Below are 23,835 nucleotides of genomic sequence, written 5' to 3'. Positions count from 1 at the left end.
GGGCCCCTCCTCCCGGGAGCTGAGAGAAGGGGGGCGGCTCAGCGCGGGTCGGGGAAGCTCGGCCGCTCGGGGTCGACGCCCTCGGGGACGGCCGCCGCCGCGTACTCCCGCTTGCCGACCATGACCCGGCGGCGGAAGACGCAGACCATGGTGCCGTCCTGCTTGTAGCCGCGGGTCTCCACCGTCACCACGCCCCGGTCCGGCTTCGACTCGGACTCGCGCTTGTCCAGCACGGTGGTCTCGCCGTAGATGGTGTCGCCGTGGAAGGTCGGGGCGACGTGCCGCAGCGACTCGACCTCCAGGTTGGCGATGGCCTTGCCGCTGACGTCGGGCACGGACATGCCGAGCAGCAGCGAGTAGATGTAGTTGCCGACCACGACGTTGCGCTTGAACTGGCTCGCCGACTCGGCGTAGTGCGCGTCCATGTGCAGGGGGTGGTGGTTCATCGTGAGCAGGCAGAAGAGGTGGTCGTCGTACTCGGTGACGGTCTTGCCCGGCCAGTGCCGGTAGACCGCGCCGACCTCGAACTCCTCGTAGTAGCGGCCGAACTGCATCGGTGTCCCCCTCAGGGCGGCGACGAAGTTCGGGCCAGCATGCCTTATCGATGGTTAAGGTCGCGCCCCGGGCGGATCGGCCGTGGAAATGTCACACCGGCCGCCTCCCCTGGGGGGAGACGCAATGAGCGGCGGGGCCCTCCCCGGCACCCGCCGCCCACGCTCTGATGGAAGAGATTCTGCCGTACGCAAGCGGTCTTGGAACAGAGACCCGCATCACATTTATCAGTTCGTAACAACACGTGGCGTAACTGCCAGTGAGCCCGAAAGCGATCTCCGCAGGTCGGATCGGCCCTAGTCAGGCGATGGATCGCCGATCGGGGTTGCGCGCTCGGGCGATCCGACCTGGAAGCGCTCCCATCACGTCCGGTCACGCAAATGCATAACGCACGTGCGCTCCGCAACTCGGAGAGCGACAGACAGTGGTCGATTCCAGGAGGAGCCTCCCCAGGCGGGGGCCGGTTTCGGGGGGAGCCCCCCGGGAATTCGACGGGACCCGTCCTGGTTCCAGGACGAGTAGGTGATTCCGCGGTGATCGGAGAGTCCACATGGCAACCGTTGAGCTGACCACGGCGAACTTCGACGAGGTGGCGGGCGGCGACGGCATCGTCCTCGTCGACTTCTGGGCCGAGTGGTGCGGCCCGTGCAAGCGGTTCGCCCCGGTCTACGAGCGCTCCTCCGCCAAGCACCCCGACATCGTCTTCGGCAAGGTCGACACGGAGGCGCAGCAGGAACTGGGCGCGAAGTTCGACATCCGCTCGATCCCGACGATCATGGCGATCCGGGACGGCGTGATCGTCTTCGCCCAGCCGGGCGCCCTGCCCGAGTCCGCCCTGGAGAACCTCATCGAGCAGGTCCAGGCCCTCGACATGGACGACGTCCGCAAGAAGCTGGCCGAGCACAACCACTGAGTTCCGAGCCCCACGACGCGACGGCCGGGCCCCGCACGGGCCCGGCCGTCGCGCGTCTCGCCCACCGGCGACCGACGGCCCGGCTCGCCCACCGGTCGGTGCCCCGCGCCCGCGTCACCGGTACGGCTGGCCCGCGCCGCCCGACGGAAGGAGCCGGAGCGCCCCTTCGATCCCGTATGGTCCTGAACCGATGGAGACGCTGACCCCGCAGGGCCGGGCGGTCCGGCTGTTCGCCACGGCACTGGGCCTCGCCGTGCTGCTCGCCGGCACCGCCTGGGGCACCGACGACGACTTCCCGTTCGGCCCGTTCCGGATGTACTCGACCTCCGACCCGGCGAACGCCGCCGCCCCGGACACCCGGATCGAGGGCGTCGACCGCACCGGCGCGGTGGTCGACCTGGGCGAGGACGCCACCGGCCTGCGCCGCGCCGAGATCGAGGGCCAGCAGAGCCGGTACGTCGCCGAGCCCGCCCGACTGCGCCAGGTCGCCGACGCGTACGCCGAACGCCACCCCGACGCCGCCGGCCTGGTCGAGGTCCGCATCGTGATCCGCTGGTACGGCATCGAGGCCGGCCGCCCCACCGGCCGCTGGGCCGACGAGACCGTGGTCGCCTGGCGGGCGGAGCCGTGATCGGCTGGCTGTTCGAGGCGGTCCCGCGCGGCCGGGTGGCCGCCTTCCGCACCCTGGTCTACCTCTTCGTCGCCGCCGACCTCGTGGTCTTCACCCCCTGGGTGCGCACCCGGGCCGCCGTCCCCGGGGAGCTGTACCAGCCGCTGCTCGTCGGCCGGGTACTGCCGCTGCCCACCCCGACGCCCGCGCTGGTCGCCGCGGTCTTCTGGGCGCTGCTCGTCGTCGCCCTGCTCGCCGCGACCGGGCGCGCCCACCGGCTGCTCGGCTGGACGGTCTTCGCGCTCTACCTGGAGTGGATGATCATCGCGATGAGCTACGGCAAGGTCGACCACGACCGGTTCGGCCTGCTCGTCGCGCTCGCCGCGCTGCCCGCCGCCGGCCGGGCCCGGCACGGCGACCCCACCCGCACCGAGGCGGGCGGCTGGGCGCTGCGGGTCACCCAGATCGCGGTGATCTGCACGTACTTCCTGGCCGCGTTCGCGAAGTTCCGCTTCGGCGGCCTCGACTGGGCCACCGGGTCGGTGCTCGCCAAGGCGATCATCCGGCGCGGCACCGACCTGGCCGACCTGGTCGCCTCGGTGCCGTACCTGCTGCTCGTGGCGCAGTTCGGCATCCTCGCCTTCGAGCTGCTCAGCCCGGTGGTCTTCCTGCTGTCCGAGCGCTGGCGGCTGGCCACGGTCGGCTTCTTCTACTCGTTCCACGCAATCACCATGGCGACGATCACCATCTCGTTCGCGCCGCACCTGGTGGCGATGGCCAGCTTCCTGCCGCTGGAGCGGGTGCGCCCGGTGGTCTGGGCCCGCCGGCTCGCCGGCCGCCGACCCGGCCGGACCGGGGGCGCGGAGGACGCGGCCACCGGGGGGCCGCCGCCCGGCCCGGCGGTCGACGGCGGGCTGCCCGGTCAGGCCCCGGTGGTCGGGCGGCCGGCCGGGCCGTAGAGTCGCTCCCGCGCCTCCTGGGGCAGCGAGCAGGCGGCGGTGCCACCCGGCAGCCGGTGCCGGTTCCGGGCCACCCAGCGGTACGCCGGCCAGGCCGCCGCGCGCACCGGCGGGAACCGCAGCCCGCCTCCCGCCACCCGCCAGAACGGGCCGCTGTCGCCGAGCAGCCGCGCGATGGCGTCGGGGCCGGCCGCGCGGGAGCCGTCCGCGCCGACCCACTGCACCGCCTCCTCGCACTCGGCGGCGGTCAGGCCGAGCGCCTCCAGGTCGGCGAACTGCCAGGGCAGCACCCGCGCCCCGGTGGGGATGCGGCGCTCGATGAACTCCGCGCACTTCGTGCAGAACGCGCAGTCGCCGTCGTAGACGAAGGTCGACCTCTCCATGGCCCCATCCTCCCCCCGGCCGGCGGCGGGCCGCGCCGGGGTGTCCGACAGGTCACTTGCACGTCGTTAGAACGTGTGTTCGAATGATGGTCATGCGCTGGGACAACCTCTCCGCTCCCCCGGACGAGGGCCGTCCCGAGCGGGCAGCGCCGGCGGCACCACCCCTGCCGCTGGCGCTGCCCGGCGCGACCGTCCGCACCTTCGACACCCCCGGCTTCGCCGGGATGACCTTCCACGAGGTGCGGGCGAGTGGTACGCGCACTGGCTCGGCCGGGAGCACCCGCGCCTGGTGCCCCGCTACCGGGAGCTGTACCGGGCGGGTGCGTACGCGCCGCAGGCGTACCAGCGGGAGCTGACCGCCCGGGTGCGCATCGCCGCCCGCCGGCACGGCCTGCCCCGGGCCGCCCCGACCGGGGGCCACCGGTTGGCCAGGCCGCCCGCGCCGCCGCCCGCTGAGCAACTCACCCTGCTCTGAGCGCGGCGAGCGGCTATCGTCGCGGCGTGCGCAGCGCCCAGCAGATCCTCGCCGAGTCCGCCGTCATCGCCGTCGTGGGCGCGTCCCGCGACCCGGCCAAGGCCGCCCACCGGGTGCCGGCCCAGATGCAGCGGTACGGCTGGCGGATCGTCCCGGTCAACCCGACCGTCGAGGAGCTGTTCGGCGAGCGGGCGTACGCGTCCCTGGCCGACATCCCGCACCCGGTCGACCTGGTGAACGTGTTCCGCCCGGCCCGGGACGCGGTCGAGGTGGTCCGGGACGCGGTGGCGATCGGCGCGCCGGCCGTCTGGTTGCAGCTCGGGATCGTCTCGCCGCAGGCGCGGCGGATCGCGGAGGAGGCCGGCATCGACTACGTCGAGGACCGCTGCCTCATCGTCGAGCGCGCCGCCGCCGGTCTCACCCGCCTCGGCTGAGGCCGCCGCCCCCGGTGGTTAGGAGGGGACCCTTCCTCTACCGAAAGCGTTAACAGGGGGCCCTTCCTTGCACCTCAGAGCTTGTACTCCTTGAGGAGGCCCCGGGAGATGATGGTCTTCTGGATCTCCGAGGTGCCCTCGCCGATCAGCAGGAACGGGGCCTCCCGCATCAGCCGCTCGATCTCGTACTCCTTGGAGTAGCCGTAGCCGCCGTGGATGCGGAACGCCTCCTGGACGACCTCGGCGCAGTACTCGGAGGCGAGCAGCTTCGCCATGCCGGCCTCGACGTCGTTGCGCTGGCCGGCGTCCTTGAGCCGGGCGGCGTTGACCATCAGGGCGTGCGCGGCCTCGATCTTCGTGCCCATCTCGGCGAGCTTGAAGGCGATGGCCTGGTGCTTGGCGAGCGGCTGGCCGAAGGTGCGGCGCTGCTGGGCGTACGCGACGGCCAGCTCGAACGCGCGCAGGGAGATGCCGCAGGCGCGGGCGGCGACGTTGACCCGGCCCACCTCGATGCCGTCCATCATCTGGTAGAAGCCACGGCCGACCTTCTCCTCGCCGCCGAGCACGGCGGAGGCGGGGACGGTGACGCCGTCGAGGACCATCTCGGTGGTCTCGACGCCCTTGTAGCCCATCTTGTCGATCTTGCCGGGGATGGTCAGGCCGGGCGCGGTCTCGCCGAAGCCCGGCTCCTTCTCCAGCAGGAAGGTGCTCATGTTGCCGTAGACGGAGTCGGCGCCGGTGTCGGTCCGGACGAGGGTGGCCACCACCGAGGAGTACGCCCCGTTGGTCAGCCACATCTTCTGGCCGTTCAGGACGTAGTCGTCGCCGCTGCGGACCGCCTTCGACTTGATCGCCGAGACGTCGGAACCGCACTCCGGCTCGGACATCGAGAACGCGCCACGCACCTCGCCGGTGGCCATCCTCGGCAGCAGCCGGGCCTTCTGCTCCGCCGAGCCGTGCTGGGAGATCAGGTACGCCACGATGAAGTGCGTGTTGACGATGCCGGAGATCGACATCCAGCCCCGGGAGAGCTCCTCGACCACCAGCGCGTACGTCAGCAGGGACTCGCCCAGCCCGCCGTACTCCTCGTCGATGGTGAGGCCGAACAGCCCCATCTCGCGCATTCCGTCGAGGATGTCGGTGGGGTACTCGTCGGCGTGCTCCAGCCGCTGGGCGTGCGGGATGATCTCCTTGTCGGCGAACTCCCGGACGGTCTCCAGGATCGACTGCTGCACGTCGGTCAGGCCGGGCGTCTGGGCGAGTCGGGCCATCTCAGCCTCCGGGGGATCGGGGCAACTACTCACGGGTAACTGAACGTTCGGTCAGTATCGACGTCCCGGCCGCCCCGGCCAAGGCGAACAGTCGGCCCAACCGCTGTGAAAAGGTTCACCGCTGCGGGTAGCGTCCGCAATGGGTGGGTCACGACGGGTGCGCGGGAGGTGCCGGATGAGTTATCCACCGCAGGAGCCGGAGCAGCCGCCGTCGCCCTACGAGCCCCCGCCGGGCCGGCAGGACGAGCCCGGCCCCGGGCACGGGCCGCAGGCCCAGCCCGACCCGTACCAGCAGCCCGAGCCGTACGGCACTTACCAGCAGCCGGAGCACCACGGCCAGTACCAGCAGCCCGAGCCGTACGGCAAGTACCAGCAGTACGGCCCGCCGCCCCCCGGGTACGGCGGGTACGGCCCGCCCGGCCCAGCCCGGGGGACGAACGTCCTCGCCGTGCTGTCGCTGGTCTTCGCGTTCGTCTTCTCGCCCGCCGGCATCGTGCTCGGCTACGTGGCCAAGCAGCAGATCCGCCGCACCGGCGAGGAGGGCGAACAGCTCGCCACCTGGGGGCTGATCCTCGGCTACGTCTTCACCGCGCTCGGCCTGCTGATCTGCTGCGGCTGGGCCGCCCTGGCCTTCGTGAGCGGCTCCGGCGGCAACTCGTACTGACGGCGGTGCCGCCCGGCGCGCGGGTCAGCGGAACTGCGACTCCCGGACGCTGTTGCCGCCGTCCACCACGATCATCTGCCCGGTGATGTACGACGCGGCCGGCGAGCAGAGGAAGACGATCGCGGCGGCCACCTCGTCGGGGGTGCCGGGGCGGCCGACGGGGGTGCCGAGGCCCTGGCGGAGCTCGGCCACCGTGGAGGCCGCCGTGTGGATCGTGCCGGGGGCCACCGCGTTCACCGTCACCCCGTCGGCGATCATCTCCATCGCCAGCGCCCGGGTCAGCCCGACCACGCCCGCCTTCGCCGCCGCGTACCCCGCCTCGGTGGGCAGGGCGTTGACCGGCCCGGCGGTGGCGGCGAGGTTGACGATCCGGCCCCAGCCGCGCTCGGCCATCCCGCCGATGAACGCCCGGCTGCACAGGAACGCGGTGCTCAGGTTCCGGTCGATCTCGCCGCGCCACTCGTCGTAGCTGAGCTGGGCCACCGGGCGCAGCACCTCGGGGCTGGCCCGGCTGGCCAGGCCGGCGTTGTTGACCAGCACCTCCACGTCGCCGAGCTGTTCGGTGACGGCGTCGGCGAGCGCGCCGACCTCCGACTCGTCGGTCAGGTCGGCGACGAACCCGGTCGCCCCCAGCTCACCGGCCCGCTCGTGGATGCGCCGGGTGGTGGAGACGATGGCCACCCGGGCGCCCAGGTCGACCAGGCGGCGGGCGGTCGCGTACCCGATGCCGTCGGGGCTGCCCGCCCCGGTGACCAGGGCGACCCGGCCGTCGAGCCGCATGGTGACCGGCTCGGCCAGCGGCGCCGGGTCGTCGTCCTCCCCGGTCGGGCCGGCCCCGACGGTGGTGCGACCGCGTCGGACCAGGCCGGGGCGGCTCACGTCCCGTCGTGGTCGGCTGCCGGAACGGTCCGCGGCGCGCGCGTCGATTGCCATGCCGCGATCCTGCCCGCTCCGCCTCCCCCGGGCAACGCGGCACCCGGTGACGGGGCCAACGGTTCTGGGCGGCCCTGGCTACCCTGACCGCGCACCCTCGACAGACGCGGAGACACCGATGACATACCCCCCTCCGACCGACGGCCAGAACGAGCCGTGGTCCCAGCCGTCCGCCCCGCCCGTCGACCCGACCCTCGTGAGCGGGCAGCCGGCCGGCCTCGACCCGTACCCGCCCGCCGACCCGTACGCGGGGATGAAGGTGGAGCGGGCCGCCCCGGTCGCCGACCCGTACGCCGCGCCGGGCTACGCGCCAGCCGGCTACCCGCCCCCCGGCTACCCCGGCTACGGCTACCCGGTCGCGCCGAAGACCAACGGCCTGGCCGTCGCGGCGCTGGTGCTCGCCCTGGTCGGCCTCGCCTCCTGCATCACCGCGCCCATCGGCGCGATCATGGGTCACGTCGCCATGAAGCAGATCCGGCAGACCGGCGAGGCCGGCGAGGGGATGGCGAAGGCGGCCATCATCGTGGGCTGGATCCTCACCGGCCTGCTGGCGCTGTTGATCATCTTCTACATCGTGGTGATCGTCATCGCGATCTACGCGGGCAGCACGAGCGGCAGCAGCAGCTACTGACGCGCGCGGTGCGGCGGGTGCCGCCCCGACCCGGGGCGGCAGCGCCCCGCTAGGCCGGAGGCGTGAAGCTGGACGTGCGGGTCATCCCGGCCGCGCGACCCTTGGCCGCGATCACCAGGGCCATCTTGCGGGACGCCTCGTCGATCATCTCGTCGCCGAGCATCACCGCGCCGAGCCGGCCGCCCGCCTCCGAGGTGAAGTGCTCGTACGCGTCGAGGATCAGCTCGGCGTGGTCGTAGTCGGCCTGGGCCGGCGAGTAGACCTCGTTCGCGGCGTCGATCTGGCCGGGGTGCAGCACCCACTTGCCGTCGAAGCCCAGCGCGGCCGAGCGCCTGGCCACCTCGCGGAACCCGTCGACGTCGCGGATCTGGAGGAACGGGCCGTCGATGGCCTGCTTGTCGTGCATCCGGGCGGCCATCAGGATCCGCATGAGGATGTAGTGGTACGGGTCGCCCGGGTAGTCGGGGATCAGCGCGCCCACCACCAGCGACTTCATGTTGATCGAGGCCATGAAGTCGGCCGGGCCGAAGATGATCGTCTCGACCCGGGGCGACGCGGCGGCGATCGCGTTGATGTTGACCAGGCCGGCGGCGTTCTCGATCTGCGCCTCGATGCCGATGCGGCCGACCGCCAGGCCGAGGGTCTTCTCGATCTGGGTGAGCGTGAGGTCGAGCCACTGCACCTGGGCGGCGTTCTGCACCTTCGGCAGCATGACGCAGTCGAGGTTGGCCCCGGCGCCCTCGACGACCTCGACGACGTCCCGGTACGTCCACGGGGTGGTGAGGTCGTTCACCCGGACCACCCGGGTCTTGCCGGCCCAGTCGCCCTCGTTCAGCGCGGCCACGATGTTCTTGCGCGCGTCCGGCTTGGCCAGCGGGGCGACGGCGTCCTCCAGGTCGAGGAAGACCTGGTCGGCGGGGAGGCCCTGGGCCTTGCCGAGCATCTTGACGCTGGAACCCGGCACGGCGAGGCAGGACCGGCGGGGGCGACCGACAGCGGCCATCGAATGCGCTCCTTCCCGCGTCGACGCGGCGGGTCGACGGGCAGACAGGGGCCCGCCGCAGCGGCGGACTTAACGATCGCAAAGGTGTTTGTGACGCCACGGTAACCTCGCGCCATGAGCGGGGTGAACGGAGCTGTGGAAGATCTCACTGGGCGTCGGACCGTCGTGGTGACCGGGGCCAGCTCCGGCATCGGGCTGGCCGCCGCCGTCGACCTGGCCCGGCGCGGCGACCGGGTGGTGCTCGTCGGCCGGGACCCGGCCCGCCTCCAGGCCGCCGGCGACCGGGTACGGGAGGCCAGCGGCGAGCGGCCCGAGCTGTTCCGGGCCGACTTCGCCGTCCTCGACGACGTGCGGGGGCTGGCCGAGCGGCTGCGCGCCGCGTACGACCGGATCGACGTGCTCGCCAACAACGCCGGGGCGATCGTGTTGCAGCCGGTGACCACGGTGGACGGGTTCGAGCTGTCGATGCAGGCCAACCACCTGGCCCCGTTCCTGCTCAGCGTCCTGCTGCGCGACCGGGTGGGCCGGATGGTGGTCACCGCCTCCGCCGCGCACCGCAGCGGGGTGCTGGACCCGGACGACCTCAACCGGACCCTGCGCGGGTACGGGCCGATCCGCGCCTACGGCACCAGCAAGCAGGCCAACATCCTGTTCACCGCCGAGGCGGCGCGGCGCTGGCCGGAGGTCGCGGCGTACTGCTTCCATCCCGGCGTGGTGCGGAGCCGGTTCGGCACGGACAGCCGCCTGGTCGCCCTCGGCATGCGGCTCCTGCCGTTGCGCAGCCCGGAGAAGGGCGCGGAGACCCTGGTCTGGCTCACCAACCAGGACCGGGCCCGGCTGGTCGACGGCGGCTACTACGCCGACCGCCGGCCGCGCCGACCGCTGCCCAGGGCCGCCGACCCCCGGCTCGCGGCCCGGCTCTGGGCGGCCAGCGCGAGGGCGGTCGGCGTCGAGGCGTGACCCACCGAGGGCCGTGAGGCGGGGCCGGGCCGGAGCCGGTAGGCGGACCGACGGAAGGCGGGGTCCGGGAGGCGGGTCCGGCGTGCGTCGTCACTCGCCCAGGTGGACCGGGACGCTGGTCACCACGACGCCGGGCAGCGCCTGCAACGCGCCGCGCAGCCGGTGCTCGGCTCGGCTGTGCAGCGGCCGGTGCCAGCGGCGGCGCGGCACCACCTCGGGCACGATCACGGTGAGCACCAGGTCGGCCCGGGAGGCGTGCAGCGCCTCCAGGTAGTGCGCCAGCGGCCCGACCACCGCCCGGTACGGCGACACGATCGTCTCCAGCCGCAGGTGGTCCCCCCACGCCTCCCACTGCTCGCGGAACCGGTCCGCCTCCCCCTCCTCCGGGGCGATGTGCACCGCCAGCGTCGGCTGGCCGAGCGAGGCCGCGTACGCCAGGGCGCGCAGCGACGCCCGGTTCAGCCGCGCCACCGGCACCACCACCAGGTTGCGCACCTGCTGCGGCAGTTCCTCCCCCTCCGGCGGGGCGGCCCCGGCGGGCGGGGGCGGGCGCAGGGCCAGCGCCCGGTGCAGCGTCCGGTAGTGACGCTGCACCCGCTGGAAGACCAGCACCAGCAGCGGCACGGCGACGACCACCACCCACGCGCCCTCGGTGAACTTGGCGACGGCGGCGGTCGCCAGCACCAGCCCGGAGACCGTCGCGCCGAACGCGTTGACCGCCAGCCGCCGCCGCCAGCGCCGGCCCCGCTCGCGCCGCCAGTGCACCACCATGCCGGCCTGGGAGAGGGTGAACGCCAGGAACACCCCGACCGCGTACAGGGGGACCAGCGCCTCGGTGTGCCCCCGGAAGATGACGAAGACGGCGGCGGCCGGGAGGCAGAGGGCGACGAGCCCGTTGCTGAAAGCCAACCGGTCCCCCATGTGCAGGAACCGGCGCGGGGCGTGCCCGGCCCGGGCCATGAAGTACAGCAGTCGGGGGAAGTCGTTGAAGGCGGTGTTCGCGGCCAGCAGCAGGATCAGCGCGGTCGCCGCCTGCACCAGCGCGTACCAGGGGCCGGTGGGGAAGCTGGCGCGGGCGAGCTGGGACAGCAGGGTCTGCCCCGGCCTCGGCGCGAGCCCGTCGAGGTGCACCAGCACGGTGATGCCGGCGAAGAGCAGCACCAGCATGGCCACCATCCAGCCGAGGGTGGTGCGCGCGTTGCGCCACTCCGGCGGGCGGAACGCCGGCACCGCGTTCGACACCGCCTCGATGCCCGTCATCGACACCGCGCCGGAGGAGAACGCCCGCAGCACGAGCAGCAGGCCCAGCCCCTCCACGGCCGGCACGTCCGGCGGCGGCAGCGCCGCGAACCCCCGGCCGGCCGCGTCGTGGAACCCGGCGCCGAGCACCGCCAGCAGCGCGACCACGAAGGCGTACGTGGGCAGGACGAACAGGTTCCCGGCGGTACGGACGCCGCGCAGGTTCCCGGCGAGCAGCGCGGCGATCACCAGCACGCCGAGCGGGACGGTGAACCCGGCGAGCCCCGGCAGCGCCGAGGTGACCGCGCGCACCCCGGCGGAGACCGAGACCGCCACGGTCAGCACGTAGTCGATCATCAGGCCGGCCGCCGCCGCCAGCCCCGCCAGCGACCCCAGGTTGTCGCCCGCCACGATGTACGAGCCGGCGCCGTGCGGGTAGGCCGGGATCGTCTGCCGGTAGGAGACGCCCACCGCCACCATCAGCAGCACCAGCGCGGCGGCCAGCGGCAGGGACAGCGCCAGCGCGCCGCCGCCGGCCAGCAGCAGCACGGTCAGCATCGCCTCCGGCCCGTACGCCACCGAACTGAGCAGGTCGGAGGAGAGCACCGGCAGGGCGACCAGCTTGCGCATCCGCTCGTAGAGCACCGCCGCGCTGGTCAGCGGCGGGCCGAACACGGTACGCCGGAGCCGGGCGAGGCCCCGGCCGAGGCGGGACCCGGGCAGGTTGGCCCGTTCCGTGGCGACCAGCTCGTCCGGCTCGCCGACGCGGAACAGCTCTATCGGCGTCAGCCGGCCGAACCGGCTCGGGGCGGGACGCAGGCGGTACCGCCCGAGGGTCGGGTCGACCGGCAGCGGCGCGGCCCGTCCCGCCGCCCGCGCCGCCCCCCACCGTTCGCCGACGCGGCGCAGCGCCCGCACCTCGTCCGGCGTCGGCGCCGGGAACTCCGCCGCCGGTGTCACGGAGAGGCCGTCCCCGCCCTCCTCGCCCACCCGCCACCACCCCCTCCCCTCGCACTCTGGACGGAACGGACCCGGCCCGGCGGCGGAACGGCGACTCTCGGGGACGATCCCCGCTTCAGGCGGAGGGGCGCTCGGTCGACGGATCGGCGTCGGCCGACAGCGTCGCGTCGGCCGGGAGCGGGGTGGCGTCGGCCGGGAGCGGGGTGGGCAGGGCGCGGCGGCCGGCGCGCGCCCCGCCGAGCACCACCACGGCGACGCCGACGAGGAGCAGCGCCAGCCCGGGCAGCGCGGCGGCCCGGGGAAGCTGGCCGAGCCAGGCCCAGGCGATCACCGCTGCCCCCGGCGCCTCCAGCAGGCCCAGCACGCTGACCGTGGTCGCCGGGACCCGCCGCAGCGCGTAGTTGAACATCGAGTGGCCGAGCAGTTGGGCCCCGGCCACCAAGGCCAGGATCGCCAGCCAGGTGCCGGTGTCCCAACCGGCCAGCGGCACCCCGCCGACCAGGCAGACGACCAGCAGGGCCAACGCGCACACCCCGTAGCAGACGGTGGTGTACGTGGTGGTGCTGACCGTGGCCCGCGCCCGCTCGCCGAGGGCGGTGTAGACCGCGGCGAACAGGCCGCCGGCCACCGCCAGCAGGTCGCCGGCGAACGCCGGGCCGGAGACGGCGACGTCGGCCCCCGAGGCGAGCGCGGCACCGCCCACCGCCACCCCGATGCCGACCCAGACCACCGGCGGCAGCCGGCACCCCTGGAAGCGGGCGATCAGCCCCTGCCACACCGGCTGGGTGGCGACCAGGGCGGTGGCGGCGGCGACGGACGTGAGCTGGACGCTCGGCATCCAGGTGGCGAAGTGCGCGGCCAGCGCCAGCCCGGACAGCACGCAGTACGCGCCCGCGCGCCGCCCCGCGCCGACGGTCAGCGCCCGGAACTCGGCCCGCCGCCGGGCCAGCGCGAACGGGCCGAGCGCGCCGGCCGAGAGCAGGTTCCGCCAGAACGCGATCGCCAGGGCCGGCGCGGCGGCGAACGCGACCAGCGGCGCGGACGACGACACCGCGACGACGGCGAGGACGACGGCCCCGCCGGTCAGCGGGTCGACCGGCGGGCGGTGGGGCGCGGGGAGGGACACGGAAAGCAATCCTCACACGGCACGGCCACCACAGAACGTAGACGTCCGGTTACGATCATGGCGTCCCGGCGACCCTCCCCCTCGACGCCCGGAGGCACTCCCCCATGCCCTTTTTCCAGGCGGTGCTGTTCGACTTCTTCGGCACGCTCACCCGTTCCGTGCGGCGCGGCGCGGGCCACCGCTCCACCGCAGAGCTGCTCGGCTGCCCGGTCGACGCGTTCATCGAGGTGCTCGACGGCAGCTACTACCAGCGGGCCAGCGGTCGCCTCGGCGACGCCGAGGCCACCCTGCGCTGGGTGTGCGCGCAGGCCGGCGTACACCCGCCGGAGGGCGCGCTGCGCGCGGCGGTGGCCGCCCGCCACCGGGCCATCCGGGCGGACACCCGCCTGCGCGACGAGGCGGTGCCCGTGCTGACCGCGCTGCGCCGGCGGGGCGTACGCACGGGCCTGGTCAGCGACTGCACCCACGAGCTGCCGGCGTTCCTGCCGCGGCTCGCCGTGGCCCCGCTGCTCGACGCGCGGGTGTTCTCGGTGCTCCTCGGGCGCTGCAAGCCCGACCCGGCGCTCTACCTGGCCGCGTGCCGTCAGCTCGGGCTGACCCCGGCCGACTGCCTGTACGTCGGCGACGGCGGCAGCCAGGAACTCACCGGCGCGCGGCGGGCGGGGATGACGGCGGTACGGCTCGCCGCGCCGGACCTCGCCGAGCACATGGTCTTCAACGCCGAGCCCGCCTGGGACGGGCCGGTGCTGCGCTCGCTGAGCGAAGTCCTCGGCCTGCTGGACCCGATCGCCGTACCGGCCTGATCCCGGGCCCTCCCTCGACGGACGGCCGGAGCGGGGCCGCCGGTCGGCCGGCCCGGCGGCCCCGCCCCGGTCGGCGGTCCAATCGTCCGGCGGGTCCGGGAATCCGGCGGTCCGGCCCGTTTGGCGGCCAGGCCGTTTGGCGGTCCAGCGGCCCGGCCGTTTGGCGGTTCGGCCGTCCGGCGGCCAGGCCGTTTGGCGGTTCGGCCGTCCGGCGGCCCGGCCGGTTGGCGGCCCGGCCGGTTGGCGGCCCGGTTCAGCGGCGTCGGACGCGGTGCAGACGGAACGGCTTGCGGACGGCCCGGACCGCCGGGGTCTCCCGGGGCGGCTCGGCGAGCGAATCGTCGGGCAGCCCGTCGCCGGCCACCGGCTCGCCGGCCGGCGTCAGCCGGACCAGGGCGCAGCCGTCGGCGGCCCACCGGGCCACGAGGTCCGCCGTGGGCCCGGGGGCGTTCAGCCGCTTGGCGGCGACCGTCGGGGCGAGGGCCGCCCACTCCTCGGTGTCCGGCGCGACCCCGGTCACCCGGGCCGGCCAGGTGACGATCCGCCCGCCGTGGTCGCCGCGCAGGGTGACGTGGGCCTCGGCCGCCTCCGCCAGCCCGGGCGCGGCCTGCTCGCCGGGGCCGCTCACCACCAGGAGCGACCCGTCCGCCGGTACGCACCACAGCGCCCGCGCCGGCTCGCCCGCGACGCCCACCCAGGCGACGGCGGCCTTCTTCACCGCCTCGTCGACCAGGGGCGTGCTGACCCGGTCGTCCACCTCGTCGGTCACCCCGGCATCCTCCCGCATCCCGACTCCCCGTCCTCCCACCCACCGCGCCCCGCAACACCGGTGTTGGTGAGAAGGGTTCCCTTCTCTACCGTAGGCGTTAACAAGGGGCCCTTCCTTACCCCAGGAAAGGGGGGACCGCGATCTCGCCCCGGGCCACGGGCATCACGTGGCCGCTCACCGTCGCGCCGACCGCCGAGCCCTGCGCTGCGGTGACCGTGCAGGTCAGCAGCGACGGGCGGTTGATCTCGGCGCCCTGCCGGACGACGTAGTCGGAGAGCCCGTCGCCGGGGAGCAGGCCGCTGGCGACCAGCCACACGCCGAGCCCGAGGGCGGCCGAGCCGGTCGCCGGGTCCTCCGGGACACCGTGGCCGGGGACGAAGACCCGGGCGTGCGCGGTTTGCGAGTCGGCGTTCCAGGAGAAGACGCTGACATGCTCGATGCCGTACCGCTCCGCCGCCGCCGCGTTGACCCGGGCGCGGGCCACCGCGTCCGGGCGCACCGGCAGGTACGGGAACTCCAGCCCGCAGCCGGCCACCCGGGGCGCCGGGCCGGTGTGGTCGTCGGCGTCGAGGCCGACCATCTCCAGCAGCGGCTCCAGGTCCAGCTCCGGGCCGAGGGTCGGGCTGCCGCCGGTCAGCGTCGCGCCGGTGGCGGTCACCTCGATCGGCAGCACCCCGGCCCCGCACTCCTGGGTGACCTGCCCCACGCCGAACATGCCGCGCCGGCTCGCGGTCACCGCCGCGCCGACGCTCGGGTGCCCGGCGAACGGCAGCTCGTCGGTGGGGGTGAAGATCCTTGCCCGGTAGGTGGCCGCGAACTGGGTGGGCGGCAACACGAACACCGTCTCGGAGAGGTTGAACTCCAGCGCGAGCGCCTGCATCTGCTCGGTGGCGAGCCCTTCGGCGCCGAACACCACCGCGAGGGGGTTGCCGGCGAAGGGGCGGTCGGTGAAGACGTCCACGATCTCGTAGGCCAAGGTCGACATGTACGTAGACAGTAGGCGCTTAGGCTGGTCCTCGTGAGCACGCCGAACCGGATCTACGTGGCCAGGCTCGCCGGGGTCGCCGTCTTCGACCCGAACGGCGACCAGGTGGGGCGGGTCCGGGACGCGGTGGCCCGGCTCCGGCCGACCCAGCGCCCGCCCGAGGTGGTCGGCCTGGTGGCGGAGATGCCGATGCGCCGGCTCATCTTCCTCTCCATCAACCGGATCACCTCCATCGACGCCGAAGCGGTGGTGCTCGGCAGCGGCACCCTCAACCTGCGCCGGTTCTCCAAGCGCCCGAACGAGCTGCTGGTGCTCCAGGAACTGCTGGACCGGCGGGTGCAGCTCGACCCGGGCGGCCAGTCCGGCTCGGTGGTCGACGTGGCGATGGAGTGCAGCCGCGGCGGCGAGTGGGCGCTGACCCGGGTCGCCGTCCGCGAGCAGACGGGCCGGCTCACCCGCCGGGGTCACCTGCACCAGGTCGAGTGGGACCGGGTGCGCGGCCTCAGCGGCGTCGCCGAGACCCGGGGTACGGCGAACCTGCTCGCCGTACTGGAGGACATGCGCCCGGCGGACCTGGCCAACGCCCTCCAGGACCTGCCCGACGCCCGGCGCAACGAGGTGGCGGCGGCGCTGGACGACGTGCGGCTGGCCGACGTGCTCAGCGAGCTGCCCGAGCGCGACCAGGTGGAGATCCTCGCCGCGCTCGACCGGGAGCGCGCCGCCGACGTGCTGGAGGAGATGGACCCGGACGACGCCGCCGACCTGCTCAACGAGCTGCCCCCGCCCGAGCAGGACGTGCTGCTGGACCTGATGGAGCCCGACGAGGCCGACCCGGTCCGCCAACTGCTGAAGTACACCTCGGGCACGGCCGGCAGCGTGATGACCTCGGAGCCGGTGATCCTGCCACCGGACGCCACGGTCGCCGAGGCGCTCGCCCGGATCCGGGAGGAGCAGCTCTCCCCGGCGGTGGCGGCGCAGGTCTTCGTGGCCCGCGCGCCGATGACCACCCCCACCGGCCGGTACCTGGGGATGGCGCACTTCCAGCGGCTACTCCGGGAGCCCCCGGCCGACCTGCTCGGCGGGATCGTGGTCAACGACATCGACCCGCTGCGACCGGCGACCCCGCTGCCGGAGATCACCCGCCGGATGGCCACGTACGACCTGGTCGCCATGCCCGTGGTGGACCGGAACAACCGGCTGGTCGGCGCGGTCACCGTCGACGACGTGCTGGACCACTCGCTGCCGCGCGACTGGCGGGAGCGGGGCACGCCGACGGGCCCGTCCCCCGCCGGTGAGGCGCTGGACGGCGCCGATGAGTGAGCAGCGGCGGGCCGAACGGCTGGACCAGCCGCGCGAGCCCCGGGGCGTGAAGCTGCCCCGGTTCGACCCGGAGGCGTTCGGCCGCTGGTCGGAGGGGATCGCCCGGGGCATGGGGACGGCGAACTTCATCGTCTACATGACGGTGGTGATCGCGGCCTGGTTCGGCTGGAACACCCTGGCCCCGGCGAACCTGCGCTTCGACCCGTACACCTTCACGTTCCTGACCCTGGTGCTCTCCCTCCAGGCGTCCTACGCGGCGCCGCTGATCCTGCTCGCCCAGAACCGGCAGACGGACCGCGACCGGGTGGCGCTGGACGAGGACCGGCGGCGGGCGACCATGCAGAAGGCCGACACGGAGTACCTGGCCCGGGAGGTCGCCGCGCTGCGGATCGCGCTGGGCGAGGTGGCCACCCGGGACTTCCTCCGCTCGGAGCTGGCCCGGCTGGCCGAGGAGCTGGACGCGGCCGCCCAGCGCCGGCAGCGGCTGGAGCGCCGCCAGCAGGAGCGGGGCGCGGGGCGCGGCGGCGGGGAGCCCCTGGGCGAGCCCCGCGACGAGCCGGCCGGCGACCTCACCCGGAGCGGCCGACTGGAGGGCCCGGCCCGGGAACGCTGACCCGCGTTCCGGCCCACCGGACGCCGCCCCGGCGGCGGAGGGCGGGTCCGCCGCGAGGGCCATCGATTCGCTCACACCGGCCGCTGTCGGCGGCGGCGCGGATCGCCCCCGACGTAGCATTGCGGGCATGTCAGCACCCGTGCACACCGTCGAGGAAGCCGTCCAGGCCGCCCTGGCCACCGTCGACGACCCGGAGATCCGCCGGCCCATCACCGATCTCGGCATGGTCCGCTCCGCCCTGGTCGGCGACGACGGGGTGGTCCGGGTCGAGCTGCTGCTCACCGTGGCCGGCTGCCCGCTGCGGGAGAAGCTGCGCAGCGACATCACCGCCGCCGTGGGCGCGGTGCCCGGGGTGACCGGCGTGGAGATCGAGTTCGGGGTGATGAGCCCCGAGCAGCGTCAGGAACTCCAGTCGAAGCTGCGCGGCGGCGGCGCCACCGAGGAGCCGGTGATCCCGTTCGCCCAGCCCGGCTCGCGCACCCGGGTCTACGCGGTCGCCAGCGGCAAGGGCGGCGTCGGCAAGTCCAGCGTCACGGTCAACCTGGCCGCCGCGCTGGCCGCCCGGGGGCTCTCCGTGGGCGTGGTCGACGCCGACATCTACGGCCACTCGGTGCCCCGGATGCTCGGCGCGGACGGCCGCCCGACCCGCGTCGAAGACATGATCATGCCGCCGCAGTCGCACGGCGTGAAGGTCATCTCGATCGGCATGTTCACCGCCGGCAACGCCGCCGTGGTGTGGCGCGGCCCGATGCTGCACCGGGCGTTGCAGCAGTTCCTCGCCGACGTCTACTGGGGCGAGCTGGACGTGCTCCTGCTGGACCTCCCCCCGGGCACCGGCGACGTGGCCATCTCGCTGGCCCAGCTCCTGCCGAACGCCGAGATCCTGGTGGTGACCACCCCGCAGGCCGCCGCCGCCGAGGTCGCCGAGCGGGCGGGCGCGATCTCGCTGCAGACCCACCAGCGGGTGGTCGGCGTCATCGAGAACATGTCCTGGCTGGAGCTGCCGGACGGCACCCGGATGGAGGTCTTCGGCGCCGGCGGCGGCGCGGCGGTCGCCGAGTCGCTGACCCGCACGATCGGCGCCGAGGTGCCGCTGCTCGGCCAGGTGCCGCTGGACACCCGGGTCCGGGAGGCCGGCGACGCCGGCAACCCGATCGTGCTGGCCGAGCCGGAGTCCCCGGCCGCGCAGGCGCTCGGCCGGGTCGCCGACCGGCTCGCGGTGCGGCGGGAGTCGCTGCTCGGCAAGCCCCTCGGCCTCAAGCCGGCCGGCCGCTGACCCGGCCGATCCTCGTACGACGGGGGCGGCGTTTCCCGACGGGGAGCGCCGCCCCCGCCGCGCGTCCGGGCCGGATGCGGCGACCGGCCGCACGCCGCAGCGGGTCGGGCGACCGACCGCAGGCCGGGGCGGGTCAGGCGACCGGCCGTACGCCGGAGCGGCCGGGGCCAGCCTCCGGGTCGGTCGGGCGGGTCAGGTGGCGTCGTCGTAGCTGGGCCGGCGGGGGGCCGGCGCGGCACCGCCCGGAGCGACCGTGCCGGACCTCCGGGAGCCCTTAGCGCGCGGGTCGGCGGCGGCGGCGACGTCCTTGAGCTCGTCGTGCACGCCGGTGACGTCGGCGCGCAGGTTGTCGTACACGCCCTGGAGCGGCTTCCGGATCGCCTGCTCCTCCTCCTCGCTGAGCAGGTGCTTGCGGATGAACGCCTTCGGGTGCAGGTCCTCCAGCTGGATGTCGGTGCCCAGCTCACGGCTGAGGTCGGTGGTGGCGTTGCGGGCCATGGAGCGCAGATTGCGGATCATGCGCAGCCCGTCGCCGATCACGGCGGGGAGCCGGTCACCGAAGATCAACAGCGCCAGGAGCAGCAGCGCACCGATCTCCCACCAGTTCAGGTTCTCGAACACTGCCTCGGCCTCCTCGTCGGCGTCAGGGCAAGACTACGCACGCCGGACGCCGACGGGGAGGGGTGAGCGCGTCTCACTTGGCGTCCGCGGCGAGGGTCACCGAGGCGTTCTGCCGGCTCGACCCGCGCCGGTACTCCACCGTCACCACCGAACCCGGGGCGAACTTGCGCACCAGGGCGGTCAGGTCCGTCGGATCGGCCGTCGGGCGGCCCGCGATCCGCAGGATCACGTCACCCGCGCGCAGCCCGGCCGCCGCCGCCGGGCCGGACGGCTCCACCGCCGCCAGCCGTACGCCGCCGCCGGTCGCGCCGGCGCCCCCGACCCGCGCGCCGATCACGGTGCGGCGGGCCTTGCCGGTGTCGATGATGTCCTGGGCGACCCGCTTGGCCTGGTTGATCGGGATGGCGAAGGCGAGGCCGATGTTGCCGGCCTCCTGGCCGTCGGCGACCAGCGACTTGATCGTCGAGTTGACCCCGATCACCCGCCCGCCCGCGTCGACCAGCGGGCCGCCGGAGTTGCCGTGGTTGACCGCCGCGTCCGTCTGGATGGCCGCGTAGTAGCGGACCGGGCCGCCCGGCTCGGCGGCCTGCATCGTCCGGTCCAGGGCGCTCACGATGCCCGAGGTCACCGTGTTGGCCAGGGACAGCGGCGAGCCGATGGCCAGCACCGGGTCGCCGACCGCGAGCGCCTCGGAGTCGCCGAACTCCACCGGCCGCAGACCGCTCCGGGCGACCTTGATCACCGCGATGTCGGACTCGGGGTCCTGCCCGACGAGGGTGGCCGGGGCGGTGCTGCCGTCGTTGAAGACGACGCTCGCCTTGCCGGTGCCACCGGCGACGACGTGGTCGTTGGTGACCACGTGCCCCTCGGCGCTGACGACGAAGCCGGAGCCCTCGCTCGTCCCGCCCGGACCGGCCACCCGGACGGTCACCACGCTGGGCAGGACCCGCGCGGCGACCCCGGCCAGCGACTCCGGCCTGCGCTGGGCCAGCGCCGGCGCCTCGGCGGGGGCCGCGCCGAGCACCGTGCCGCCGGCCAGGCCGCCGCGCACCGCGAAGGCGTACCCCAGGGCACCGCCGAGCGTGCCGGCGAGCAGCGCGGTGATCAGGGGGATCAGCAGCAACTGCCGCAGCCTCGGCCGGCCCGGCGCGTCCGGGTCGGTGACCGGCTCCGGCTCGGCGCCGCCGTCGATCGGGGCGGGCACGACGACCGCCGCCGGGGCGTACGGGTCGCGCCACGGGTCGGAGAGCGCGTCGGACCACCAGGGCGAGGGCGTGGGATCGCCGTGGACGCCCGCGGACGCCGCCGGCGGCACCCCGCCCCCCGGCGGCCCCGCCGGCGTCGGAGCTTCCCCGGGCTGGCGCCAGTCCCAGCCGTCGGTCACGTCGGTGCCTCCCAGTCGTCCCCGGCTCCCTGCCCCACGGGCCGGCCGGTTGGCCACTTCCGGCGACGGGATACCGCATCCAGGATTACACGAATGCGGCGAGCGCAGTCGGCCGTTGCAGCGCGTGATCGTCCGGCGGCGGCCTCCCCGTGGGGCGTGTCCAGCGATGATCGTCCGGGACCGGACTCGCGGCTGCGTCCGCCCGCCCTCGCCTCTAGGCTCATACCGCCAACCCGCCCCCGACGGAGGTGTCCCATCGCCACGGCCGCCAGCTTCGGCAGCTCGACGAACCCGGCGTCGCAGTTCGTCGAGTCGTACGTCACGGAGGATCTCGTGCTGCGGACCGCCCGCAGCCTCGCCCACGAGGTCGGCCTCGACGCGGTGACCCCGGGCGCGGGGGCGGCGCTGCGCCTGCTCGCCGCCGCCGGCAGCGCCCGCGCGGTGGTCGAGATCGGCACCGGCACGGGGGTCAGCGGGGTGTGGCTGCTGCGCGGTATGCGCTCCGACGGCGTCCTCACCACCATCGACGTCGAGGTCGAGCACCAGCGGATCGCCCGCCGGATCTTCGCCGAGGCGGGCTTCCCCGCCGGGCGCACCCGGATCATCGCCGGCCGGGCGCTGGACGTCCTGCCCCGGCTCGCCGACGGCGCGTACGACATGGTGTTCGTCGACACCGAGGCCACCAGCTTCACCTCGTGCGTGGACGCGGCCCTGCGGCTGCTGCGCCCCGGCGGGGTGCTCGCCCTGCACGGCACCCTGGTGGACGGCCGGATCGGCGACCCGGCGGCCCGGGACGTGGAGACGGTGACCACCCGGGAGGCGATCAAGGCGATCCGCGAGTCCGAGCACTGGACGCCGGCGCTGCTCCCGGTCGGCCACGGCCTGCTCGCCGCCGTGAAGTGCTGAGGCCCCGCCCAGTGGGCGGGGCCCGGCCGCCGGGCGTCGGCAGGAGGCCCCTGCTCTACCGCGGGCGCTGACAGGTGCTCCTACCCCAGGGTGGGGAGCCAGCGGAGCAGGCTGCGGACGCCCCAGCCGGTGGCGCCCCGGGTCAGCTCGGCGGAGTCCGCGTCGGCCCAGGACGGCGCGGACATGTCGACGTGCAGCCAGCGCTGCCGCAGGTCGCCGGTGAACTCGCGCAGGTAGAGCGCGGCCAGCACCGAGCCGCCGCCCTGGTTCGGGGCGCTGTACAGGTCGGCCACCTCGCTGGCGAGGTGCTCGACGTAGTCGGCCGTCAGCGGCATCCGCCAGGCCGCCTCGCCGGCGGCGTCGATCGCGGCCAGCACGTCGGCGGCCAGCTCGTCGTTCTCCGAGTAGAGCGCGCCGGTGCGCTTGCCGAGCGCCACCGCGTTGGCCCCGGTGAGGGTGGCCAGGTCGATCAGCAGGTCGGGCTTCAGCTCGGCGACGGCGTAGGCCAGCGCGTCGGCGAGCACCAGCCGCCCCTCCGCGTCGGAGTTGGTGGTCTCGCTGGTCACCCCGCCGTAGTGGGTGATCACGTCGCCGGGGCGGAACGCCGAGCCGCTGACCGCGTTCTCCGCCAGCGGCGCCAGGGTGGTGACCCGGACGGGCAGCCGCAGCGCCGCCGCGCCCAGGGTGGCGGCGACCACCGCGGCGGCACCGGCCATGTCCTTGCGCATCAGCTTCATCGCCGGCACCGGCTTGATCGAGATGCCGCCGGTGTCGAAGGTGATCCCCTTGCCGACGAGCACCACGTGGGTCCGCGCGCCGGCCGGCCGCCAGTCCAGCTCCACCAGGCGCGGCCCGCTGGCCGATCCGCCGCCGACCGCGAGGATGCCGCCGAAGCCCTCGGCGGCCAACTCGTCCGGCTCGCGGACGCGCAGGTGCAGGTCGGGATGGCCGGTCGCGGCCTCCTCGACCCGCTCGGCGAACCACTGCGGGTTCTTCACCGACGACGGGGTGTTGGTCAGGTCCCGGGCCAGGCGGGTCATCCGGGCGGTGACCTCGGCCCGTTCGAGGGTGTACGCGTACCGGGCCGGGTCGGTGACCGCGAGGTCGACGTCGGCCAGCGCGGGGGTGTCGCCGGCCTCGGTGAGCCGGAACCGGTACGACGCCAGGAGCAGCCCCTCGACCAGGCCGCGCACCGCCTCGGGCGGCACATCGGCCGGCATCGCGATTGTGATTTGCGTCTCATTCGAGCCTGCGCGGGCCAGCGCCGCGCCCGCCGCCCGCCAGCCGGGCTCGTCCCCGGAGCCGATCCCCACCAGCAACAGCCGCCCGGGGGTGCGCCCGGGGCGCAGGTGCGGGTGCACCTCCCCGGCCCGCCCGGTGGCCCGGGTCGCCGGGACGAGGGCGGTCGCCTCGGTCAGCACGTCGTCGGGCAGCACCGGCAGGTCGGGTGACAGCGCGGCCGGAACGCCCCCGCCCTCGACGGATCGCACGGGCAGGACCAGGACGTCGGGCCGCTCGGCCCCGTCGACCAGACGGATCGCAAGCACGCTGGAACGCACCTCCAGGGGATCGGGAGAACGGGCCGCGTGCCCGCACCGAGGATGAAGGCCCTGAGCCACCGGCACCGCCGGTGGCTCAGGGATGGGTGAACCGTCCGCCCGACGACCGCCGCCCGGACCGCTTTCGCCTCAGCCCGCCGCCGCCTTCAGCGCCTCACCGAGCGCGTTGGCCTCGTCGGGCGTCATCTCGACGACGAGCCTGCCACCACCCTCCAGCGGGACCCGCATGACGATGCCCCGGCCCTCCTTGGTGACCTCCAGCGGACCGTCGCCCGTCCGCGGCTTCATCGCCGCCATGTCGTCTCCCCTCAGACCTGCAACAGGGTCGGTGGGTTGCCCCACAGCCTCTTCGCCATCACCCACCGCAAACGTAGTCGGCGGTGTCGACCAACGATTTTCCCTGATGAACACCGCCGGACCCAAACCGAAGCAGCATTGATGTAACAGCATCTAGCATATCCCGAGAAGTCCTGTCACAATATGCGG

Annotated in this window: 25 protein-coding genes and 1 pseudogene; 13 read left to right on the top strand and 13 right to left on the bottom strand. The window is 74.5% G+C overall.

Annotation, left to right across the window (positions count from 1 at the left end):
• Nucleotides 1-38: 38 nt before the first annotated feature.
• Entirely contained in the window at nucleotides 39-554 is a 516-nt protein-coding gene (locus tag LPU43_RS23950; RefSeq protein ID WP_229402764.1) for a MaoC family dehydratase, read from the bottom strand.
• Nucleotides 555-1,102: 548 nt separating this feature from the next.
• On the opposite strand from LPU43_RS23950, the gene trxA reads away from it, so the two are divergent.
• The 3 genes from trxA to LPU43_RS23935 all read left to right on the top strand — a co-directional run bounded on the left by trxA (nucleotide 1,103) and on the right by LPU43_RS23935 (nucleotide 3,034).
• Complete coding sequence (trxA, locus tag LPU43_RS23945) at nucleotides 1,103-1,465, top strand: thioredoxin (protein WP_229402763.1); 363 nt, start codon at nucleotides 1,103-1,105, stop codon at nucleotides 1,463-1,465.
• Between the two features lie 190 nt (nucleotides 1,466-1,655).
• Complete coding sequence (locus tag LPU43_RS23940) at nucleotides 1,656-2,096, top strand: hypothetical protein (protein ID WP_229402762.1); 441 nt, start codon at nucleotides 1,656-1,658, stop codon at nucleotides 2,094-2,096.
• Entirely contained in the window at nucleotides 2,093-3,034 is a 942-nt protein-coding gene (locus LPU43_RS23935; protein ID WP_229402761.1) for an HTTM domain-containing protein, read from the top strand. Before LPU43_RS23940 ends, LPU43_RS23935 begins: the two co-directional genes overlap by 4 nt.
• Here LPU43_RS23935 and LPU43_RS23930 read toward each other — a convergent pair.
• On the bottom strand, nucleotides 2,998-3,417 hold the full coding sequence (locus LPU43_RS23930) for a thiol-disulfide oxidoreductase DCC family protein (RefSeq protein WP_229402760.1): 420 nt from the start codon (nucleotides 3,415-3,417) through the stop codon (nucleotides 2,998-3,000). The two genes, LPU43_RS23935 and LPU43_RS23930, sit on opposite strands and share 37 nt — an antisense overlap.
• Nucleotides 3,418-3,646: 229 nt before the next feature.
• Between LPU43_RS23930 and LPU43_RS23925 the strand changes: the two are divergent.
• Nucleotides 3,647-3,892: pseudogene (locus LPU43_RS23925) on the top strand (Rv2578c family radical SAM protein); the annotation flags it as partial.
• Between the two features lie 26 nt (nucleotides 3,893-3,918).
• Nucleotides 3,919-4,326: a CoA-binding protein gene (locus tag LPU43_RS23920; protein ID WP_229402758.1), complete on the top strand. Its 408-nt coding sequence runs from the start codon at nucleotides 3,919-3,921 to the stop codon at nucleotides 4,324-4,326.
• Nucleotides 4,327-4,400: 74 nt separating this feature from the next.
• Here the strand turns inward: LPU43_RS23920 and LPU43_RS23915 are convergent, their stop codons facing one another.
• Complete coding sequence (locus LPU43_RS23915) at nucleotides 4,401-5,597, bottom strand: acyl-CoA dehydrogenase family protein (protein ID WP_229402757.1); 1,197 nt, start codon at nucleotides 5,595-5,597, stop codon at nucleotides 4,401-4,403.
• A gap of 175 nt (nucleotides 5,598-5,772) precedes the next feature.
• On the opposite strand from LPU43_RS23915, the gene LPU43_RS23910 reads away from it, so the two are divergent.
• Nucleotides 5,773-6,261: a DUF4190 domain-containing protein gene (locus LPU43_RS23910; protein WP_229402756.1), complete on the top strand. Its 489-nt coding sequence runs from the start codon at nucleotides 5,773-5,775 to the stop codon at nucleotides 6,259-6,261.
• Nucleotides 6,262-6,285: 24 nt separating this feature from the next.
• Here the strand turns inward: LPU43_RS23910 and LPU43_RS23905 are convergent, their stop codons facing one another.
• Nucleotides 6,286-7,125 carry an SDR family NAD(P)-dependent oxidoreductase gene (locus LPU43_RS23905; protein ID WP_229402808.1) on the bottom strand — a complete coding sequence of 280 codons (840 nt, stop codon included), beginning with the start codon at nucleotides 7,123-7,125 and terminating at the stop codon, nucleotides 6,286-6,288.
• A 187-nt stretch (nucleotides 7,126-7,312) separates the two neighbouring features.
• Between LPU43_RS23905 and LPU43_RS23900 the strand changes: the two genes are divergently transcribed.
• Complete coding sequence (locus tag LPU43_RS23900; protein WP_229402755.1) at nucleotides 7,313-7,825, top strand: DUF4190 domain-containing protein; 513 nt, start codon at nucleotides 7,313-7,315, stop codon at nucleotides 7,823-7,825.
• A gap of 49 nt (nucleotides 7,826-7,874) precedes the next feature.
• Here the strand turns inward: LPU43_RS23900 and LPU43_RS23895 are convergent, their stop codons facing one another.
• A complete protein-coding gene (locus LPU43_RS23895) occupies nucleotides 7,875-8,828 on the bottom strand; it encodes an HpcH/HpaI aldolase/citrate lyase family protein (protein ID WP_229402754.1) in 954 nt (317 codons plus the stop codon).
• A gap of 135 nt (nucleotides 8,829-8,963) precedes the next feature.
• Between LPU43_RS23895 and LPU43_RS23890 the strand changes: the two genes are divergently transcribed.
• Nucleotides 8,964-9,788, top strand: coding sequence for an SDR family NAD(P)-dependent oxidoreductase (locus LPU43_RS23890; protein WP_229402807.1), 825 nt, complete (start codon nucleotides 8,964-8,966; stop codon nucleotides 9,786-9,788).
• 90 nt (nucleotides 9,789-9,878) lie between these two features.
• Here LPU43_RS23890 and LPU43_RS23885 read toward each other — a convergent pair whose 3' ends face one another.
• Both LPU43_RS23885 and LPU43_RS23880 read right to left on the bottom strand, forming a co-directional pair.
• Nucleotides 9,879-12,017 (bottom strand): APC family permease, encoded by a 2,139-nt coding sequence (locus LPU43_RS23885; protein WP_229402753.1) that lies wholly within the window; start codon nucleotides 12,015-12,017, stop codon nucleotides 9,879-9,881.
• 85 nt (nucleotides 12,018-12,102) lie between these two features.
• On the bottom strand, nucleotides 12,103-13,113 hold the full coding sequence (locus LPU43_RS23880) for a DMT family transporter (protein ID WP_229402752.1): 1,011 nt from the start codon (nucleotides 13,111-13,113) through the stop codon (nucleotides 12,103-12,105).
• 104 nt (nucleotides 13,114-13,217) lie between these two features.
• Between LPU43_RS23880 and LPU43_RS23875 the strand changes: the two genes are divergently transcribed.
• The gene (locus LPU43_RS23875; protein ID WP_229402751.1) at nucleotides 13,218-13,916 is read left to right on the top strand and encodes an HAD family hydrolase; all 699 of its coding nucleotides are present in this window, start codon (nucleotides 13,218-13,220) and stop codon (nucleotides 13,914-13,916) included.
• A gap of 253 nt (nucleotides 13,917-14,169) precedes the next feature.
• On the opposite strand, the gene LPU43_RS23870 is transcribed toward LPU43_RS23875, so the two are convergent.
• Complete coding sequence (locus tag LPU43_RS23870) at nucleotides 14,170-14,703, bottom strand: hypothetical protein (RefSeq protein WP_229402750.1); 534 nt, start codon at nucleotides 14,701-14,703, stop codon at nucleotides 14,170-14,172.
• A 97-nt stretch (nucleotides 14,704-14,800) separates the two neighbouring features.
• On the bottom strand, nucleotides 14,801-15,670 hold the full coding sequence (locus LPU43_RS23865) for a PhzF family phenazine biosynthesis protein (protein WP_229402749.1): 870 nt from the start codon (nucleotides 15,668-15,670) through the stop codon (nucleotides 14,801-14,803).
• 33 nt (nucleotides 15,671-15,703) lie between these two features.
• Here LPU43_RS23865 and LPU43_RS23860 point away from each other — a divergent pair, with 33 nt between their 5' ends.
• The 3 genes from LPU43_RS23860 (at nucleotide 15,704) to LPU43_RS23850 (ending at nucleotide 18,879) form a co-directional block, all read left to right on the top strand.
• Nucleotides 15,704-16,990 (top strand): magnesium transporter MgtE N-terminal domain-containing protein, encoded by a 1,287-nt coding sequence (locus tag LPU43_RS23860; protein WP_229402748.1) that lies wholly within the window; start codon nucleotides 15,704-15,706, stop codon nucleotides 16,988-16,990.
• Entirely contained in the window at nucleotides 16,983-17,603 is a 621-nt protein-coding gene (locus LPU43_RS23855; RefSeq protein ID WP_229402747.1) for a DUF1003 domain-containing protein, read from the top strand. Before LPU43_RS23860 ends, LPU43_RS23855 begins: the two co-directional genes overlap by 8 nt.
• A gap of 127 nt (nucleotides 17,604-17,730) precedes the next feature.
• Nucleotides 17,731-18,879, top strand: a complete 1,149-nt coding sequence (locus LPU43_RS23850; protein ID WP_229402746.1) for a P-loop NTPase — start codon at nucleotides 17,731-17,733, stop codon at nucleotides 18,877-18,879.
• A 192-nt stretch (nucleotides 18,880-19,071) separates the two neighbouring features.
• Here the strand turns inward: LPU43_RS23850 and LPU43_RS23845 are convergent, their stop codons facing one another.
• Nucleotides 19,072-19,500, bottom strand: coding sequence for a twin-arginine translocase TatA/TatE family subunit (locus tag LPU43_RS23845; RefSeq protein WP_229402745.1), 429 nt, complete (start codon nucleotides 19,498-19,500; stop codon nucleotides 19,072-19,074).
• A gap of 73 nt (nucleotides 19,501-19,573) precedes the next feature.
• Entirely contained in the window at nucleotides 19,574-20,884 is a 1,311-nt protein-coding gene (locus LPU43_RS23840) for a S1C family serine protease (protein WP_373321802.1), read from the bottom strand.
• A gap of 255 nt (nucleotides 20,885-21,139) precedes the next feature.
• Between LPU43_RS23840 and LPU43_RS23835 the strand changes: the two genes are divergently transcribed.
• Nucleotides 21,140-21,790 (top strand): O-methyltransferase, encoded by a 651-nt coding sequence (locus tag LPU43_RS23835; protein ID WP_255686607.1) that lies wholly within the window; start codon nucleotides 21,140-21,142, stop codon nucleotides 21,788-21,790.
• A gap of 80 nt (nucleotides 21,791-21,870) precedes the next feature.
• Here the strand turns inward: LPU43_RS23835 and LPU43_RS23830 are convergent, their stop codons facing one another.
• Nucleotides 21,871-23,337: a leucyl aminopeptidase family protein gene (locus LPU43_RS23830; RefSeq protein WP_229402743.1), complete on the bottom strand. Its 1,467-nt coding sequence runs from the start codon at nucleotides 23,335-23,337 to the stop codon at nucleotides 21,871-21,873.
• Between the two features lie 141 nt (nucleotides 23,338-23,478).
• On the bottom strand, nucleotides 23,479-23,646 hold the full coding sequence (locus LPU43_RS23825; RefSeq protein WP_229402742.1) for a DUF3117 domain-containing protein: 168 nt from the start codon (nucleotides 23,644-23,646) through the stop codon (nucleotides 23,479-23,481).
• Nucleotides 23,647-23,835 lie beyond the last annotated feature (189 nt).

The sequence above is a fragment of the Micromonospora okii genome, assembly GCF_020884795.1.
In the GTDB taxonomy this organism is placed as follows: Bacteria; Actinomycetota; Actinomycetes; order Mycobacteriales; family Micromonosporaceae; genus Micromonospora; species Micromonospora okii.
Note: the sequence above shows the minus strand (reverse complement) of the source record. Positions and strands in the feature narration are given on the sequence as shown.